Here is a 17,097-nt window from a genome sequence, read left to right as displayed (position 1 = left end):
ACCATGCACCCGACCATGCATGGTCCGCCCTGCGGGGCGCGCCCTTACGGGGTCGGTGCGGCCGGCCGTCGTATCAGCGTGCGGATCGGGTGCCAGAGTTCGGCCGCGACAGCGTCCACCCCCGGCGCCGTACGCCATATGAGCCCATCGGGATGGTGCAGGACGGCGGTGATCTCGTCCGGCGTGGGAGGCTGCCCGTTGCCGCGCAGGTACACCGCCCGCAACCCCAGGTTGCGCAGCCGCGTCAACGCGCGGGCGCGGTTGTGCGCATGCACCAGCACCCGCACCGAACCGCTGCCCGCGGCGAGCGGTCTGGGCAGGTTCAGCGCCACCACGACGGTGCCGTTCGGCAGCTTGCAGAAGCCTCCTGCGGCCATTCGGTCATACCCCCGCGAGATCCGGTGTCAATAAGAGAGTCACAGGACGCACCTAAACACGATCGGCCGCGACCCGCCAGGGGGTCACGGCCGATCATGGTTTGACCTGCGTAAACGTCTCTTACTTCGTCGCGGCCGACACCTTCACAGTGATCGTCGAGCCATCGCGGGGCTCCTTGACGATCGCGATCTTGGTGTTGGTGTCAGTGATCTTGACACCTCCGGTCGGGTTGGCCGTGTCGTAGTACGTGTTCGTGCGGTCGTTGAAGATCCGGTTGCCCGGCTGCGACTTGATCTTCGTCGCGACGTCCGCCTTGTGCAGCGTGAGACCGTCCGTCCGGTACGAGCTGAACGGCGAGTCGTAGGACTGGATGCGGTTGCGCATCAGCGTGCCGTCGGTCCACTTCAGCGCCGTCGGGTGGGCGTCCACCGGCAGCAGCAGGCCGGTGCCCTTGTGCTGGCTGACGTTGTTGTCGCGCTGGGAGGTGTCCCACTTCCAGATCAACAGACCGCTCTGGTAAGGGAAGTGCTCCACCCAGGACGGACGCGTGGACGCGAAACCGAAGTTGTACGGGCCGACCTTCAGGGTCTTGTCGTACGACACGTACTGGCGGTTCTCCGCGATGTAGTACTGCGCGTAGTCCTTGGTGAAGGACGCGCCGATACGGGAGAAGCCGTTGGACTTCCACGCGGCGTCGGCGGTCTCGGCGTTGTCCGAGAAGAGCGCCGAGCCGTCGGCGGTGACGGTGATGCGGTCCGCCGCGAAGCCCTTCTGGGCCACGCCGCCGTCGGTGGAGTAGCGGAAGCGCAGGTCGAACTTCCGGCCCGCGTAGGCGTCGAGCGGGTACGACAGCTTCGTGTACGCGGCCGACGTGCCGGTCAGCGCGGGGCTGCCGCTGGCGTCACGCGGGATCGCCTGGCCGTCGACCGTTCCGTCGATCGCCGTCCACTTGGCGCCGCCGTCGGTGGACACCTCGGTGTAGAGGTAGTCGAAGTCCGTCTCGATGTCGTAGTACCCGTCGAGCGTCAGCGCCGCCGAGGACTTGCCCGTGAGGTCCACGGAACGGGCCAGCGTGTTCTTGAGCTTGTCGCCGCTGCCGCTCCACCACTGGGTGGCGCCCTCGGCCGGGGCGACGACCTCGGTGGTGACCGACCTCTTCGGCAGTTCGACCACCAGCGCCTGGGCCTTCTTGGTGTTGTACTCGGCCACGCCCAGCGTGTGGGTGGAGCGCGTCGCGGCCTTCGCCGTGTCGTACTTCAGCCAGCCGAGCTGCAGCTTGTCCCAGGCGGTCATGTCGCCGGGCAGGTCACCGATGGCGTCCTTGCCGGTGCCGAGCCACGAACCGGAGGACATCAGCGTCCAGAACGCGGTGGAGTTCTCGGCCGTGTTGGTCGTGTCGTAGTGGTCCGGCAGACCGAGGTCGTGGCCGTACTCGTGGGCGAAGACGCCGAGTCCGCCGTTCTCCGGCTGGATCGTGTAGTCGCCGACCCAGATGCCGGAGTCGCCGATCTGCGCGCCGCCCATCTTGTTGCCCGTGGGGCCGGTGGCACCCTCGTCGGTGCCGAACGCGAACCAGCGGTGGGCCCAGATCGCGTCGTCGCCCTGGGCGCCGCCGCCCGCGGACTCGTCCTCGCCGGCGTGCACGATCTGGAAGTGGTCGATGTAGCCGTCGGGCTCGTTGAAGTCGCCGTCGCCGTCGAAGTCGTTGCGGTCCCACTTGTCGTAGGCGGACAGCTCGGACTTGATGTCGGCGTCGGACTTGCCGGCCGCCTTCTGGGCGTCGACCCAGGCGGTGACACCGTCGGCGACGGCGTTCCACGCGCAGGTGTCGGGGTCGCACTTGTTGGAGCCGTAGCGGGCCTCGTTGTAGGGCACCTTGACCCAGTCGGAGACCGTGCCGTCGATGGAGTAGCGGCCCGAGGACTGCTTCTCGTAGTACTTCTTCATCGACTCGACACCGTTGCCGGTGCCGAAGTAGAGCTTCTCGAAGTGTGCCGTGTTGTAGTCCGCCTGCCAGGCCGTGCTGTTGTCCTCGGCACGGTCCGGCTCGGCTATCTGGTTGTGCAGCGGCCCGGGGGTGCCGCCGTAGCGGCTGTCCACCTTGTCGCCGAACTCCACCAGGATCGTGAAGATCTCGTCGGTCTTCTCACGGCCGAGCTCCACGTACTTGCCGTTCTGGAGCTTCACGACCTGCGAACCGTTGCGCTCGACGGCCTTGGCGTCGCCGGAGATGACCCTTTTGAGGGCCTCCTCGCGCTGAGCCTCCTGACGGTCGGTCAGGGGCCCCTTCAGGTCGTGCTCATGCTCGGCGTCGTCCCCGGCGCGTGCCGGGTCCTGCCGGTTCGCGGCCGCGGCCGGCTGGTCGCCGGCGTCGGCGGCCTGCGCCACCGCGAAGGTCGAGAACGTGGCGGCTGCCGCGGTGAGCGCCACACCCACTGCGGCCGCTCTGAACGTCCATGGTCTGCTGGTCACTTGATGCAGTCCTCCCTCACGCCCGGGCGCGCGGAAGGAGGGTGTCCAGGTTATGGAGTCCGCGCGCGCTCTATGCGCGTCACAAGTGACGACATTCGATCGGAGTTGAAGGAGAAAAGACAGACCTTGACTTGGACAGGTCAAGTGAGCTATGCACCGGCGGTTCCGCGTCGCGCGTCGGCACCCGTCCGCTCGGAGAATCCCGTGTACCGCTCAACAGGCGCGTTGAACAGCCGGGTTGGCAGAAGTCATGATTCCGTGCGCCCCCCGTGCACCGGCACCGTGGGTTAGGTCACGCTTACTGCTCGTTCCCCTCGGGCAGACAGGCGAATAGAGTCGGTTGGCGGCGCGCCGGATATCCGGTGATTTGCCAGGCGGCACCGCTATCGCAGTCTTGCTTCTTGTTCGCACCTCCCCCATCGCGAAGGGCACCGGGGGGAGACCCCCACCCCGAGGACGGAACTGCCATGCCTCGTCCGACCGCCGCACAGCTCGCCTACGGTTCCTGCACCGTGCTCTTCTCCACGCTCGCCATGCTGCTGCTGTCACAGACGAGTTCGGGCCCGGGAGTCGTGATCATCGCGCTCTCCGCCCTCGCGCTCGGCCTCCTCGTAGCCATGACGGTTCCTGTACCGAAGCCCGTCACGGCCACGACCGCCGCTCCCTCACGAGTCACTGTCACGGTCACGGTCACGGAACAGCGAGGTCCGAATCAGCGAGTTGCGGATCAGCGCGTTCCGGAACCGCAGATTTCGGCACGGCGCGAGACCGTCGCCGCCGCGAGCGCGTCCGAGCCGATACGCGAACGCGCCTGACTCCGTGCCCGTCCGGACGGGCACGGTCCGCGCGGCCCGTCCGGCACGAGCCCGGCTGTACAGGACTGTCGCCCGCCTCTTGCCGTCCACCGCTTGCCGCCCGCCGCCAGCCGTCGGGCGGCTCAGTCGGTGCTGACCACCACGGTCTTGGCCGCCTTGTCGTGCAGCCCCTGCTTGTACGGCTTGTCGAAGAAGCTCCAGCCGCCCGCGACGGCGGTCCAGATGCACGCGCAGCAGAACGCGAACGGCACCCACAGCACCAGCGCGCGGACCAGCGAGGTCTGCACGGAGGGCGTGGAGCCGTTGTCGAGGTTCGCCACCCGCAGGTGCAGCCACTTCTTGCCGAGGGTCTGCCCCGACCTGGTCGTCAGGAAGGTGTCGTACCCGACGTAGAGCAGCAGGGCGATCAGGGACTGCCCGAAGGACTTGCCGTACTGGATCCTGTCCGCGTCCATGTCGTACTCGTTGACGCCGAAGCCCCAGGTCAGCAGCCACACCACGATGACGACGAGGATCATGTCGATGATCCGCGCGAGGACGCGTTTGCCGCTGTCGGCGAGCGGCGGCATCCCGGCGAGCGGATCGTTGGTGTACGGGCCGCCGCCGTAGGGGTCGCCGCCACCGTAGGGCGGTGGCGGTGTGGCGCCGTACGGGGAGCCGCCGCCGCTCTGACCGGGTGGCGGCGGCTGCTTCTTGAACGGGTCCTCGTCCGGCGGTTTCCGGAACGGATCGTCGTCCGGAGGGGGCGGCGGCTCGGTGGTCATGTCCAGAGTGGACCGCGAACCCTACGACCGCGCAACGGGGGGCGGCCCGTCCGGGGTATCCGCCGGAACGGCCCTTGGGAACGGCCCTCCGGTACAGCCGCCGGGTGCCGTCAGCCCGCGACGAACGTATGGGCCGCCTTGTCGTGCCAGCACTGGCGCCACGGGCGGTCGAACAGGCCCCACACGACACCCACGACACCGATGACGAGGATGCCCGGGACGCTGTAGACGAGCCAGCGGCGCAGGGCCAGGCCGAACGACGGCGGGTCGCCCCCCTCGATGTCCCGTACCTGGAGGCCGAACAGCTTCTTCCCGAGGGTGCGGCCCCACCTGGCGTTGGGCAGCGCCTCGTAGAGGACGCCGAAGACGATCAGGACGGCGAGGACGATGCCGAGGTAGAGGGCGGTCGTGCCGTCCAGCAGCCACACCGTGACGGTCTCGCCGGAGAGCTTGGCCGCGTCGATCTTCTCGTTGACGTGGTCCAGCGCCCTGGTGCCCAGGGGAACCGCGGTCGCCCCGGTGACCGCGGCCAGCACGAGCGTGTCCACGAGACGGGCTGCGAACCGCTTCCCGAGCCCCGCCGGACGCGCCTCCGCCTGGGAGCGGACGACCGCCTGGAACGGGTCCTCCCGCACCGGCTTCCACGGCACCACGGGCTGGTCCTCGTCCGCCCCGGCCAGGCGGTGCACCTGCTGGGCCCAGGAGGGCTGTCCGCCGCCGAGACCCGCGCTCATCGGCGCCTGCGCGGCGGACTGCGGGGGAACAGGCTGCTGGGGAACGGACTGTGGGGGCACAGCCTGCGGGGGAACGGACTGTGAAGGGACGGGCTGTGAAGGGAGGGACTGTGAAGGGACAGGCTTCGGGGGCACGGAGGCCGTGGACTGCTGCTGCGGGGTCGGGGCGGCGGGGGACGGCTGCGCCGGAACCGCGGGCTGGGCCGGGCCCATGGGCGTCTGTTCCGCGGCCGACTGCGTACCGCGCTGCTGTCCCGCCCGCTGCGACGTCCGCCTGAAGCTCATCGTGCCCTCGGCGGCGAGTGGTTCGCGGGAGCCGGGGACGCCGGGGGCGGCGGCCCCCGTGCCCGGGGTCTGCGCGCGCGCCGCTCCGGACGCGCCCGCGACATGCGCGCGTCCGGCACCCATGGCGCCGGCCGATCCCGTGGGTCCCGCCGCACCGGCGGCACCAGTGGGGTGTACCGGCCCCGTGGGCCTGCGGAAGACCACTGTGCCGGCGGAGGGGGGAGGCATGGGCGACCCCGGGTCGCTTTCGGAGTCGGCCCCCTGGAACGTGGCCGTACCGTCCGTGTGGTCCGACCTGCCGTCGGGCTGCGCCTGAGACGTGGGCTGTGGCTGTGCCTGGGGCTGGGTCTGGGGTGCGGGTTGTGCCTGCGGCGCGGGCTGGGCCGGCTGTGCGGGCTGCGTGGACTCCGACGGTACGCGCGGGTCCTGCGAACCCCAGCGGACCCGGCGGTCCGGATCGCCGCCGAAGCCGGTCTGCCGGGAGCGGTCGGCGCCCCACGCGGTGGCCGGTTCGGGGCGGCTGCCGTGCTGGGCCTCGGCGGGCGACGGGCCCGCGGCGGGCGGGTCCTCGTCGAAGAAGTGCGGGCCCGTCTCCTCCGTGGACACGGGTGCGGGCCGCGCGGTCGCGGCCGAGGCGGCCGGATCGCCGCCGGGCGCCGGCCGGCTGGTGCCCGGCACCCACGCGGCACCGTTCCAGTACCGGACATATCCAGGAATGGACGGGTCCGGGTAGTACCCCTCGCGGGGCCTGTCGTCGCCGGGGGCCGGGGTTGGGGCGCTCATGTCCGTCGTCCCGTATCTGCTCGGGGGTCGTGTTGAGCGTCAACATCTATCAGACGAGCGCAACCGCCACTGCCGCTCCTGGTGTACCTACCCCCTTCGAGCAAGGTTCCCCCACCTTTTCCTGCCTCCGCGCGGTATAGGCGTGACGGTCCGGGGAGCCCTGCGAAGAAGTTCTCCGAACCGGCGTAATGCTTCGGCCCCCGCGGCCTCTCCACTCGTACGGGACCGGCCTTCGGGCCCGGACGCGAGAGGAAGCGGACCGCATGAGCAACGACGTGAACAACGATGTGAACGACGGCAGGAACGACGGCAAGACCGACGGCAGGAACGACGGCACGATCAGCGACACGGCCGTGGTGGAACGTGAGCTGGAGCTCAAGTTGGTGCTGTCCCCCGAGCGCAGCATTCCCGTTCCGGCTCTGCTGAGTTACCGCAGCGACGATCCGTACGCCGTCCACGTCACCTTCCACATCGGCACCGATCACCCCGTGAGCTGGACCTTCGCGCGTGAACTGCTCGTCGAGGGGGTGTTCCGGCCGTGCGGGCACGGGGATGTGCGCGCGTGGCCGACGAAGGTCGGGGGGCGCGGCGTCGTCCTGATGGCCTTGAGTTCACCCGATGGGGACGCCTTGCTGGAAGCGCCGGCCGCGCAGGTGTCGGCGTGGCTGGAGCGCACGCTGCGGGCGGTCCCGCCGGGCACCGAGGCCGGCCGGCTCGGTATCGACGACGGCCTCGCCGAGCTGCTCGCGCCGGCTCCGGTCGACGAGCTGTGGCTGAGCGATCCGTGGCCCTCGGACGAGTCCAAGGACGGGGAGTGAGAGGGAGGGAGGGAGGGAGGGAGGGAGGGAGGGAGGGAGGGAGGGAGGGAGGGAGGGAGGGGAGGGAGGGGAGGGAGGGGAGGGGAGCGTTCTGTCAGAAGAGTTTGCCCGGGTTCAGGATGCCCAGGGGGTCGAAGGCTTTCTTCACCGCCCGCTGCATCTCGATGCCCACCGGGCCGATCTCGCGGGCCAGCCACTCCTTCTTGAGGACGCCCACACCGTGCTCGCCGGTGATCGTGCCGCCGAGCTCCAGACCGAGGGCCATGATCTCGTCGAAGGACTCGCGGGCGCGCCGGGACTCGTCGGGGTCGCTCGCGTCGAAGCAGACGGTCGGGTGGGTGTTGCCGTCGCCCGCGTGGGCGACGACCCCGATGGTCAACCGGTACTTCCCGGCGATCCGGTCGACCCCTTCGAGCATCTCGGCGAGCCTGGAGCGCGGCACGCACACGTCGTCGATCATCGTCGTGCCCTTGACCGCCTCAAGGCCCGTGAGGGACAGGCGGCGGGCCTGGAGCAGCAGTTCCGACTCGGCCGCGTCCTCCGCCGGTACGACCTGCGTGGCGCCCGCCGCCTCGCACAGCGCGCCCACCACGGCGAGGTCCGCGGCGGGGTCGAGCGTGTCGAAGGCGGCGAGGAGCAGGGCCTCGGTGCTCTCCGGGAGACCCATGTTCGCCATGGCGTTGACGGCCTTCACCGTCGTACGGTCCATCAGTTCGAGGAGGGACGGCATATGGCCGCCCTCCATGATCCGGCAGACCGCGTCGCAGGCGGCCGATCCGGAAGGGAACTCCGCCGCGAGGACCAGCTGCTGGGGCGGTTGGGGTTTCAGGGCGAGGGTGGCCTGTACGACGATGCCGAGTGAGCCCTCCGAGCCGACGAAGAGGCGCGTCAGGTCGTATCCGGCTACGCCCTTCGCCGTGCGGCGGCCCGTCGACATCAGGCGGCCGTCCGCGAGGACGACGTCCAGGCCAAGGACGTACTCGGCCGTCACTCCGTACTTCACACAGCACAGGCCGCCCGAGGCCGTGCCGATGTTGCCGCCGATGGTGCACATCTCCCAGCTGGAGGGGTCCGGCGGGTAGTAGAGGCCGTGTTCGTTGACGGCGCGGGAGAGCGTGGCGTTGATGACGCCCGGCTCGACCACCGCGATCCGGTCCACGGGGCTGATCTCCAGGATGCGGTCCATCTTGATCAGGGACAGCACGATGCAGCCCTCCGAGGCGTTGGCCGCCCCTGAGAGGCCTGTGCGGGCGCCCTGCGGGACCACCGGGACACGCAGGTCGGTCGCGGTGCGCATGACGTGCTGGACCTGTTCGACCGTGCGCGGCAGCACCACGACCGCGGGGGTGCCCGCCTCGCAGAAGCTGGCCATGTCGTTGGCGTACGAGCTGGTGACGTCCGGGTCGGTGAGGAGCGCCTCGGGCGGCAGGCCCGTGAGGAGGCGCTCGATGAGGGTTTCGGTGAGGTCTTCGGTGAGGTCTTCGGTGAGGTTTTCGGTGAGACGTTCGGGGGCGCTGCCCACCGCCACGGTGTCTTCATCGGGTCGGGCTTCGATACGGCTCATGATCACAGCGTCGCACTCGGGGCCATCGGTGTGAACCCCGCCCGCGCGAGGCTTTCCGTGCCGGGGTGGTGGCCGGGTGTGCTCTTCGTATTGACGCACAGTGATCGGCATGGACAGCGGCGTGGACAGTGGCACGGACAGCGGCATGGAGGGCGTCGGGGCGAGCGGCGTACGGACGGAGTCGGCGGTTCGGCGTGACGTTCTGGCGCGGCGAGTGCTGGCCGGGGCCGTCGTGGGGTGCTTCGTGCTGGGGGGTGTGCTGGTCGTGATGCCCGACGAGGGCCGTCGGCCGCCGCCCTCCCCCGGGCCCGTGGCGCGGGCCGTGACCGCGGTCGGGTCCGGGGCGCCCGCCTCGCTGCCCGATCTGGTCGCGCTGATCAGTGACCGCGAGGCGCATCTGCGGGCCCATCCGGGTGATGTGCGGTCGTGGGCCGAGCTGGGCACCGCGTACGTGGAGCGGGGTGAGCGGACCGCCGAGCCGCGGTACTTCCCGAAGGCCGACGCGGCGTTGCGTACGTCGTTGAAGGGGCGGCCGAAGGGGAACGCCGAGGCGTTCCGTGGGCTGGCCGCGCTCGCCAACGCGCGGCACGACTTCCGGGCCGCGCGGCGGTGGGGGGAGGCGGCGGTGGCCGCCTCGCCGAAGCGGTGGTCCGGGTATCCGGCGTTGATCGACGCGTATCGGGGGCTCGGGGACTACAAGGGTGCGCGGCGGGTGTTGGCCCGGCTTGTCGAGCTTCCCTCGGAGAGGCGTACTTCGGGGGCGCAGGTATGGGTGCGGGCCGGGCTCGTCTACCGGGACAGGGGGTGGCGGGAGGATTCCGCCGCCGCGCTGTCCGATGCTGCGGCGCTGGCCGCTACCCCCGCTGAGCAGGCCGACTGTCTGGTGCGGGTCGGAGAGTCGGCCTGGGAGCGCGGGGAGCCCGCCGAGTCGCTGCGCGCGTTCGAGGCCGCGCTGCGGGCCGATCCCGGGGAGCATGCGGCGCGGGCCGGGCAGGGGCGGGCGCTGGCCGCGCTGGGGCGGGACTCCGAGGCGCTGCTCGCGTATCAGTCCGCGCTGGCGAAGCAGCCGTTGCCGCGGTACGCGCTGGAGTTGGGAGAGTTGTACGAGTCGCTGGGGCTCGGCGGGGCCGCGCGGGCCCAGTACGACGTGTTGCGGGCGCGGGTGCGGGAGGGGGACGCGGCCGGTGTGAACGAGGAGCTGGTGCTCGGGCTCTTCGAGGCTGACCACGGGGATGCGGGGGGTGCGGTGCGGCGGTTGCGGGGTGAGTGGGCTCGGCATCCTTCGGTGGCTGTGGCTGATGCGCTGGGGTGGGCGTTGCATCGGGACGGGAAGGACAAGGAGGCGATCGGGTTCGCGACCCGGGCCACGGATCGGGTGCGTGGGGGTGGGGCTCGGGTTGCCTTGTACTCGTTCCACCGGGGGGTGATCGAGCGGAGGCTGGGGAACGACTCGGGGGCTCGGCGGCATCTTGGCGAGGCGTTGCGGATCAGTCCGGTGTTCTCGCCGCTGTTGGTGCCGGTGGCTCTGCGGGCGCTGGAGGAGTTGGGTGTGCCCGAGGGCGAGGGCGAGGGCGGGAGCGGGCGGCGGTAGTCGGTGGGTCGGGGCCGTGCCGGTACGTCGCGTCCGCCGCCTTCCGGGTGTACTGCTCCAAGGAGGAGGGCGGCCGTTACTTGCAGGAGCCCTATGCGGCGGACCGCGACGTACCGGCACGGCCCGCTCCCGTTGTGTGCCGGGTGCGGGCCGTGCCGGGGGTTAGAGGTTGCCGCGGCGTTCCTGTTCGCGTTCGATCGCCTCGAAGAGGGCCTTGAAGTTGCCCTTGCCGAAGCCCATGGAGCCGTGGCGTTCGATCATCTCGAAGAAGACGGTCGGACGGTCCTGGACCGGCTTGGTGAAGATCTGGAGCAGGTAGCCGTCCTCGTCGCGGTCGACCAGGATCTTCAGCTCGCGCAGGGTCTCGACGGGGACGCGGGTCTCGCCCGCCCACTCGCCGAGGGTGTCGTAGTACGAGTCCGGGGTGTCGAGGAACTGGACTCCCGCGGCGCGCATCGTGCGGACCGTGTTGACGATGTCGTTCGTGTTCAGGGCGATGTGCTGGACGCCCGCGCCGCCGTAGAACTCCAGGTACTCGTCGATCTGGGACTTCTTCTTGGCGATGGCGGGCTCGTTGATCGGGAACTTGACCTTGAGCGTGCCGTCGGCCACGACCTTGGACATCAGGGCGCTGTACTCGGTGGCGATGTCGTCCCCCACGAACTCCTTCATGTTCGTGAAGCCCATGACCTTGTTGTAGAAGCCGACCCATTCGTTCATCCGGCCGAGTTCCACGTTGCCCACGCAGTGGTCGATGGCCTGGAAGGTGCGCTGGGCGGGGGGCTCGACGATCGGGGCGGCGGCTGTGTAGCCGGGGAGGTACGGGCCGTCGTAGCCCGTGCGCTCGACCAGGGTGTGGCGGGTCCTGCCGTACGTGGCGATCGCGGCGAGGACCACCGTGCCGTGCTCGTCCTTCACGTCGTACGGCTCGGTGAGGGGCGTCGCTCCGTGTTCCACGGCGTAGGCGAACGCGGCGCGTGCGTCCGGGACCTCGATGGCGAGGTCGATCACGCCGTCGCCGTGTTCGGCCACGTGCTCGGCGAGGAAGTGGCCCCAGGGGGTGGCGGGTTTGATGACCGAGGTGAACACGAAACGGGCGGAGCCGTTCTCCAGGACGTAGCCGGCGGTCTCCCGGCTGCCGTTCTCCGGTCCGGAGTAGGCGACGAGCTTCATGCCGAAGGCCGTGGAGTAGTAGTGCGCCGCCTGTTTGGCGTTGCCCACGGCGAAGACGACCGCGTCCATTCCCTTGACCGGGAAGGGGTCTGCCTGCCGCGCGGTGTGAGGGGTGTGGTGCGTGGTCTGAGTCATGGACGCAGGCTCTCTCCCTTCGGCAAGGTGCGCAACAGTTTGCGATTTGGCTGGACAATGTGTATAGGGAGAGGGTGGTTGACTCTTACGTCTTGTACAGGGTGACCACTGTGGAGGTGTTTGTGGGGATCGATCAGGTGGACGGGCGGCTTCTGGTGCTGCTTGCCGAGGAGCCTCGGATCGGGGTTCTGGAGATGTCCCGTCGGCTCGGTGTCGCGCGCGGGACCGCGCAGGCGCGGCTGGACCGGCTTCAGTCGAATGGCGTCATCCGGGGGTTCGGGCCGCAGGTGGATCCCTCGGCCCTCGGATATCCCGTCACCGCTTTCGCGACGCTGGAGATCCGGCAGGGGCAAGGCGCCGACGTGCGGGCGCACTTGACGACCGTGCCCGAGGTGCTGGAGCTGCACACGACCACGGGCGGCGGGGACATGCTGTGCCGGCTCGTGGCCCGGTCCAACGCCGATCTTCAACGTGTGATCGACCGGGTTGTCGGTTTCGATGGCATTGTCCGGGCCTCCACGGCGATCGTCATGGAGAACCCCGTCCCGCTGCGGATCATCCCGCTGGTGGAGCAGGCGGCGCGGGACGACGACGGCTGAACGACCGGGACTACCGAGCGAGGTGATAGCGGTGAACTTCTGGGAGTACCTCGGCAGTCGTCATCAGCAGCTCCTCGCCGACGCTTTTCAGCACGCCAGCGCCGTTTTCCAGTGCATGGTCGTCGCCACTGCGGTCGGGGTGATGCTCGGGGTGGTCACCTATCGCAGCGACTGGGCCGGGAACCTCGCCACGATCGCTACGGCCACTTTGCTGACCATTCCCTCGCTCGCCATGATCGGTCTGCTGATCCCGGTTGTGGGGCTGGGTGTGCCGCCCACGGTCATCGCTCTGACCCTGTACGGGTTGCTGCCCATCGTGCGCAACTCGATCGTCGGGCTGCGCGGGGTCGATCCGTCGCTGGTGGACGCGGCGACCGGTATCGGGATGTCGCGGCTCGCCCGGCTCGTACGCGTCGAGCTGCCGCTGGCCTGGCCGCCGATCCTGACCGGGATCCGGGTCTCCACGCAGATGCTGATGGGCATCGCCGCCATCGCCGCGTACGCCTCCGGGCCCGGGCTCGGCAATGAGATCTTCCGCGGTATCGCCTCCCTGGGCAGCAAGAACGCGCTCAACCAAGTCCTCGCGGGCACGCTCGGGATCATCGTCCTGGCGCTGCTGTTCGATGCCGTGTACGTCCTCATCGGGCGGCTGACCATTCCCAGGGGGATTCGTGTCTGAGACAGCACAGACAGCAGCGGGGACTGTGGAAGGGGCGCGGGAGGGTGGGGGTGGACGCGAGGCCACCGGGGCCACCATTCGGCTGGAGAATCTGAGCAAGCGGTACCCGGGGAGTTCCGAGCCCGCTGTCGACAGCGTCAACATGGAGATCAACGCCGGTGAGCTGGTGGTCCTGGTCGGGCCCTCCGGGTGCGGGAAGTCCACCACGCTGAAGATGATCAACCGGCTGATCGAGCCCACCGGCGGACGGATTCGCATCGGTGGCGAGGACGTCACCCACATGGATCCCGTGAAGCTGCGGCGGAAGATCGGGTACGCCATCCAGTCCTCGGGGCTCTTCCCGCACATGACGGTCGCCCAGAACATCGGGCTCGTGCCGAAGATGGTGGGCTGGTCGAAGGCGCGGGTCGCCGAGCGGATCGAGGAGATGCTGGATCTGGTGGGGCTCGATCCCGGTGAGTTCCACGGGCGGTATCCACGGCAGTTGTCCGGTGGTCAGCAGCAGCGGGTGGGCGTGGCTCGGGCGTTGGCCGCCGACCCGCCCGTGCTGTTGATGGACGAGCCGTTCGGTGCCGTCGATCCCATTACTCGTGATCATTTGCAGGACGAGTTGATTCGGCTGCAGCACGAGCTGCACAAGACGATCGTCTTCGTCACGCACGACTTCGACGAGGCCATCAAGCTCGGTGACCGGATCGCGGTGCTGCGGGAGCAGTCGCACATCGCGCAGTTCGACACCCCGGAGGCGATCCTCACCAATCCCGCCGACGACTTCGTGTCCGGGTTCGTGGGCGCGGGGGCCGCCCTGAAGCGGCTGAACCTGACACGCGTACGGGATGTGGAGATCACCGACTATCCGACGGTGACCGTCGACGATCCGCTGCAGGAGATCTTCGACAGGATCCGGGCGAGCGGTACGAACGAGATCCTGCTGCTCGACCGGCGGGGGCGGCCCTACAAGTGGCTGCGGCGCGGAGACCTCATGCGGGCGCGGGGCTCGCTGGCCAGGGCCGGCACGCCGGTGAACGACACCGTGACCCGGGACGCGACGCTGCGGGACGCGCTGGAGGCCGTGCTCACGGACAACGCGGGGCGGGTCGTGGTGACCGGGCGGCGCGGCGAGTACACCGGCGTGGTGGACATGGAGACGCTGATGAACTCCGTGCAGGAGATGCTGGAGGCCGACCGGCTCGACGCGATGGAGCACCAGCACGAGCTGGACGAGGCCCGCACCGACCAGCCCCGTCATGAGTCGACCCGTCATGAGTCGACCCCTCACGAGCAGTCCCGTCACGAGCAGTCCCGTCACGAGCAGTCCCGTCACGAGCAGGAGGGTGTGGGTCGCGGCGGGGAGGGGGAGGCGTGAGGACTCCCGAGACCGACCGCGATGCCGGCGCGGAATCCCAGGACCCCCAGGACCCCCAGGACCCCCAGGACGCCCGTACGGGGCACGGGGGCCTTCGCCCCGGTTCCGTGAATGCCGGTCCGATCGGGCGGGAAGCCGCCTTCGACGAGGATCTAGCCGTGGTGGCCGCCAAGTCCGCGCCGTTCGGAATCAGTTGGCAGAAACTGACCCTCCTGCCGACCGTGCTCGTCGTCGGGCTGCTCTGCACCTGGCTCTGGTTCCGGCAGGCGGATCTCGACCCGCTCTCCGAGAACGCGCTCAGCAACGGGCAGGTGTGGAAAGCCCTGCGCCAGCACATCGAGCTGACCGTGATCTCCACCTTCTTCGTACTGATCATCGCGATTCCGCTGGGCATCCTGCTGACGCGCGGCGCCATCCGCAAGGCGACCCCGGTGGTCATGGCCTTCGCCAACATGGGGCAGGCGACGCCCGCGATCGGGCTGCTCGCCCTGCTGGTGATCTGGCTGGGAATCGGGCGCAGGGCCGCGCTGATCGGCATCATCGCGTACGCCGTCCTGCCCGTCCTGTCGAACACGATCGCCGGGCTGAAGGCGAACGACCCGACGCTCCTGGAGGCCGCCCGGGGCATCGGCATGTCCCCGCTGGGCGTGCTGAGCCGGGTCGAACTCCCGCTGGCCGTACCGCTGATCCTGGCCGGTGTGCGAACCGCGCTCGTCCTGAACGTGGGCACGGCCACGCTCGCCACGTTCGGCGGAGGCGGTGGACTGGGCGTACTGATCACGACCGGGATCACCAATCAGCGGATGCCGGTGCTCGTCCTCGGCTCGATCCTGACCGTCGCGCTGGCACTGCTGGTCGACTGGCTGGCATCACTGGCCGAGCTCCTGCTCAGTCCGCGCGGGCTGGAGGCGGGCACATGAGGCGGGTTACGGGTCCGGTGGCGGCGCTGGCCCTGCTGGCGGTGGTCTCCGGGTGCGGTCTTACCAGCGGTTCGCCCATGGTCGACGATGTGCGGCCGGGATCGGTCGGGAAGGGGCAGCCGCTCAAGGGCGCCGATCTCACCGTGACGTCCAAGGAGTTCACCGAGCAGCTCATCCTCGGCGCGATCATGGGTATCGCCTTCCAGGCGGCCGGCGCCGAGGTCCTCGACCGCACCGGCATCCAGGGTTCCATCGGCTCCCGGGAAGCGGTCAAGAACGGGGACGCGGACGCCGGTTACGAGTACACGGGCACCGCCTGGATCACCTACCTGGGCAACAGCGATCCCATTGCGGATCCGCGGAAGCAGTGGGAGGCCGTGCGCGAGGCCGATCTGAAGAACGGGCTGACCTGGCTGGCCCCCTCAGAGCTGAACAACACGTACGCGCTCGCCATGAACCAGGCCAACTTCAAGAAGTACGGCACGAAGACGCTCTCCGACGTGGCCGCCCTCTCCAAGAAGGACCCCAAGGCCGTCACGGTCTGCCTGGAGAGCGAGTTCGCCAACCGGGCGGACGGGATGCCGGGCATGGAGAAGGCCTACGGCATGCGACTGCCGAGCGGGAACATCACGCAGATGGACACCGGGATCATCTACACCCAGGTGAAGAAGGGCAGTTGCGCCTACGGGGAGGTCTTCACCACCGACGGGCGCATCAAGTCCATGAACCTCGCCGTGATGGCGGACGACAAGAAGTTCTTCCCCAACTACAACGTGGCTCCACAGATCAACACGAAGGCCCTGAAGAAGTACCCGGCGATCGCCGACGTCCTTGCCCCGATCACGCGGCGGCTCGACAACGACGTGGCGCGGGAGCTGAACGCCAAGGTGGACGTCGACGGGGAGGATCCGCACGCGGTGGCGCTGGACTGGATGAAGGCGGAGGGGTTCGTCAGGGAGAAGTGAGCGGCGGCCGTGCTGCTCACGGGCGTCGGCGGGCGGGGCCTGGCAGGAGGGGTCAGCAGGAGGGGACCGAGCCCTGGCCCTTCTCCAGTGCCACCAGGGAGTCGACGGCACCCTTGAGGGTCGTCACGGGGATGAGGCGCAGCCCCTTCGGCAGCTCCGACTCGGCGTCCGCGCACTCCGCCTTCGGGACCAGGAAGACCGTGGCGCCGTCGCGGTGGGCGGCCTGCGTCTTGAGGGCCACTCCCCCGACCGCGCCGACCTTCCCGTCGGCGTCGATCGTTCCCGTACCCGCGATGACCCGGCCGCCCGTGAGGTCGCCGCCGCTGCCGTCACCGTCCAGCTTGTCGACGATGCCGAGGGAGAAGAGGAGCCCGGCGCTCGGGCCGCCCACGTCGGCGAGCTTGAGGGTGACCTCGATGTCGTCCGACTGCTCGCCGAGCTGGTCCAGAGCCGCCTCGGTGGCGGTGTCCTGGGACTTCTTCATCTCCTCGGCGTTGTACTTCTCGATCTCCTTGACGCTGTCGCCGCTCGGGTAGACCGAGTCGCGCGGCATCACCGCACGGTCCGTACGGAACCAGCCGTCGAGCACGTCGCCCAGGCTGACGTCCGCGTCCGGCCCCGTCGCCTCGATGGTCGTCATCCGCAGCTGCCCGCGCGTCTCACGGGCCTTCGCGCCGGAGATCGTGATCACCGGGTCGCCCTTGTTCTCGCCGAGGACATCCGCCGTCATACCGGGCTGCGCCAACGAGAACGGCAACGGCGCGAACACCGCCACAGCGAACAGCCCCACGACGGGCAGGGCACACACGGCGACGGCTCGGGGCCGGGAAAGGCCGGAGAGCCGAGGAAAACCAGAGAGTCGAAAAGGCACGGGCTCAATCTAACGGAGAGCGATATCACTCTTTCCGGCGGCGTGCAGCGGGGCACGGAGAACGGCGCAGTCCTTCGCCCTCCAGGGGCGCGGGGAACGGCGCAGTCCTTCGCCCTCCAGGGGCGCGGGGAACGGCGCAGTCCTTCGCCCTCCAGGGGCGCGGGGAACGGCGCAGTCCTTTGGGG

Annotated in this window: 15 protein-coding genes; 8 read left to right on the top strand and 7 right to left on the bottom strand. The window is 69.5% G+C overall.

The annotated features are described in order from the left end of the window. Window positions 1–44: 44 nt before the first annotated feature. Window positions 45–377: a hypothetical protein gene (locus ACIOKD_RS34105; RefSeq protein WP_402091720.1), complete on the bottom strand. Its 333-nt coding sequence runs from the start codon at window positions 375–377 to the stop codon at window positions 45–47. A gap of 121 nt (window positions 378–498) precedes the next feature. After that, the gene (locus tag ACIOKD_RS34100; RefSeq protein ID WP_402091718.1) at window positions 499–2,850 is read right to left on the bottom strand and encodes an immune inhibitor A domain-containing protein; all 2,352 of its coding nucleotides are present in this window, start codon (window positions 2,848–2,850) and stop codon (window positions 499–501) included. A 467-nt stretch (window positions 2,851–3,317) separates the two neighbouring features. Here ACIOKD_RS34100 and ACIOKD_RS34095 point away from each other — a divergent pair, with 467 nt between their 5' ends. Then, complete coding sequence (locus tag ACIOKD_RS34095; RefSeq protein ID WP_402091717.1) at window positions 3,318–3,665, top strand: hypothetical protein; 348 nt, start codon at window positions 3,318–3,320, stop codon at window positions 3,663–3,665. A 122-nt stretch (window positions 3,666–3,787) separates the two neighbouring features. On the opposite strand, the gene ACIOKD_RS34090 is transcribed toward ACIOKD_RS34095, so the two are convergent. Both ACIOKD_RS34090 and ACIOKD_RS34085 read right to left on the bottom strand, forming a co-directional pair. After that, entirely contained in the window at window positions 3,788–4,429 is a 642-nt protein-coding gene (locus tag ACIOKD_RS34090; protein WP_402091716.1) for an RDD family protein, read from the bottom strand. 110 nt (window positions 4,430–4,539) lie between these two features. Then, window positions 4,540–6,231, bottom strand: coding sequence for an RDD family protein (locus tag ACIOKD_RS34085; protein WP_402091714.1), 1,692 nt, complete (start codon window positions 6,229–6,231; stop codon window positions 4,540–4,542). A gap of 263 nt (window positions 6,232–6,494) precedes the next feature. Here ACIOKD_RS34085 and ACIOKD_RS34080 point away from each other — a divergent pair, with 263 nt between their 5' ends. After that, window positions 6,495–7,049: an SsgA family sporulation/cell division regulator gene (locus ACIOKD_RS34080; RefSeq protein ID WP_402091713.1), complete on the top strand. Its 555-nt coding sequence runs from the start codon at window positions 6,495–6,497 to the stop codon at window positions 7,047–7,049. Window positions 7,050–7,143: 94 nt separating this feature from the next. Here the strand turns inward: ACIOKD_RS34080 and ACIOKD_RS34075 are convergent, their stop codons facing one another. Then, window positions 7,144–8,619, bottom strand: coding sequence for an FAD-binding oxidoreductase (locus tag ACIOKD_RS34075; protein ID WP_402091711.1), 1,476 nt, complete (start codon window positions 8,617–8,619; stop codon window positions 7,144–7,146). A 103-nt stretch (window positions 8,620–8,722) separates the two neighbouring features. Between ACIOKD_RS34075 and ACIOKD_RS34070 the strand changes: the two genes are divergently transcribed. Further along, window positions 8,723–10,204 (top strand): tetratricopeptide repeat protein, encoded by a 1,482-nt coding sequence (locus ACIOKD_RS34070; protein WP_402091709.1) that lies wholly within the window; start codon window positions 8,723–8,725, stop codon window positions 10,202–10,204. 162 nt (window positions 10,205–10,366) lie between these two features. On the opposite strand, the gene hppD is transcribed toward ACIOKD_RS34070, so the two are convergent. Beyond that, the gene (gene hppD, locus ACIOKD_RS34065; protein WP_402091707.1) at window positions 10,367–11,512 is read right to left on the bottom strand and encodes a 4-hydroxyphenylpyruvate dioxygenase; all 1,146 of its coding nucleotides are present in this window, start codon (window positions 11,510–11,512) and stop codon (window positions 10,367–10,369) included. A gap of 122 nt (window positions 11,513–11,634) precedes the next feature. Between hppD and ACIOKD_RS34060 the strand changes: the two genes are divergently transcribed. From ACIOKD_RS34060 to ACIOKD_RS34040, 5 genes are all read left to right on the top strand, one after another. Continuing rightward, window positions 11,635–12,111 (top strand): Lrp/AsnC family transcriptional regulator, encoded by a 477-nt coding sequence (locus ACIOKD_RS34060; RefSeq protein ID WP_402091765.1) that lies wholly within the window; start codon window positions 11,635–11,637, stop codon window positions 12,109–12,111. A 31-nt stretch (window positions 12,112–12,142) separates the two neighbouring features. Then, the gene (locus tag ACIOKD_RS34055) at window positions 12,143–12,790 is read left to right on the top strand and encodes an ABC transporter permease (RefSeq protein ID WP_402091705.1); all 648 of its coding nucleotides are present in this window, start codon (window positions 12,143–12,145) and stop codon (window positions 12,788–12,790) included. Window positions 12,791–12,815: 25 nt separating this feature from the next. Then, window positions 12,816–14,156, top strand: a complete 1,341-nt coding sequence (locus ACIOKD_RS34050) for a betaine/proline/choline family ABC transporter ATP-binding protein (protein ID WP_402091763.1) — start codon at window positions 12,816–12,818, stop codon at window positions 14,154–14,156. 158 nt (window positions 14,157–14,314) lie between these two features. Next, complete coding sequence (locus tag ACIOKD_RS34045) at window positions 14,315–15,076, top strand: ABC transporter permease (protein WP_402091762.1); 762 nt, start codon at window positions 14,315–14,317, stop codon at window positions 15,074–15,076. After that, window positions 15,073–16,041 (top strand): glycine betaine ABC transporter substrate-binding protein, encoded by a 969-nt coding sequence (locus ACIOKD_RS34040; RefSeq protein ID WP_402091703.1) that lies wholly within the window; start codon window positions 15,073–15,075, stop codon window positions 16,039–16,041. Before ACIOKD_RS34045 ends, ACIOKD_RS34040 begins: the two co-directional genes overlap by 4 nt. Window positions 16,042–16,093: 52 nt before the next feature. Here the strand turns inward: ACIOKD_RS34040 and ACIOKD_RS34035 are convergent, their stop codons facing one another. Further along, on the bottom strand, window positions 16,094–16,831 hold the full coding sequence (locus tag ACIOKD_RS34035) for a S16 family serine protease (RefSeq protein ID WP_402091701.1): 738 nt from the start codon (window positions 16,829–16,831) through the stop codon (window positions 16,094–16,096). Window positions 16,832–17,097: the final 266 nt, after the last annotated feature.

It is taken from the genome of Streptomyces sp. NPDC087844, assembly GCF_044742785.1.
In the GTDB taxonomy this organism is placed as follows: Bacteria; Actinomycetota; Actinomycetes; order Streptomycetales; family Streptomycetaceae; genus Streptomyces.
The sequence above is the reverse complement of the archived record's forward strand: the minus strand, read 5'-3'. Positions and strand labels throughout refer to the sequence as shown.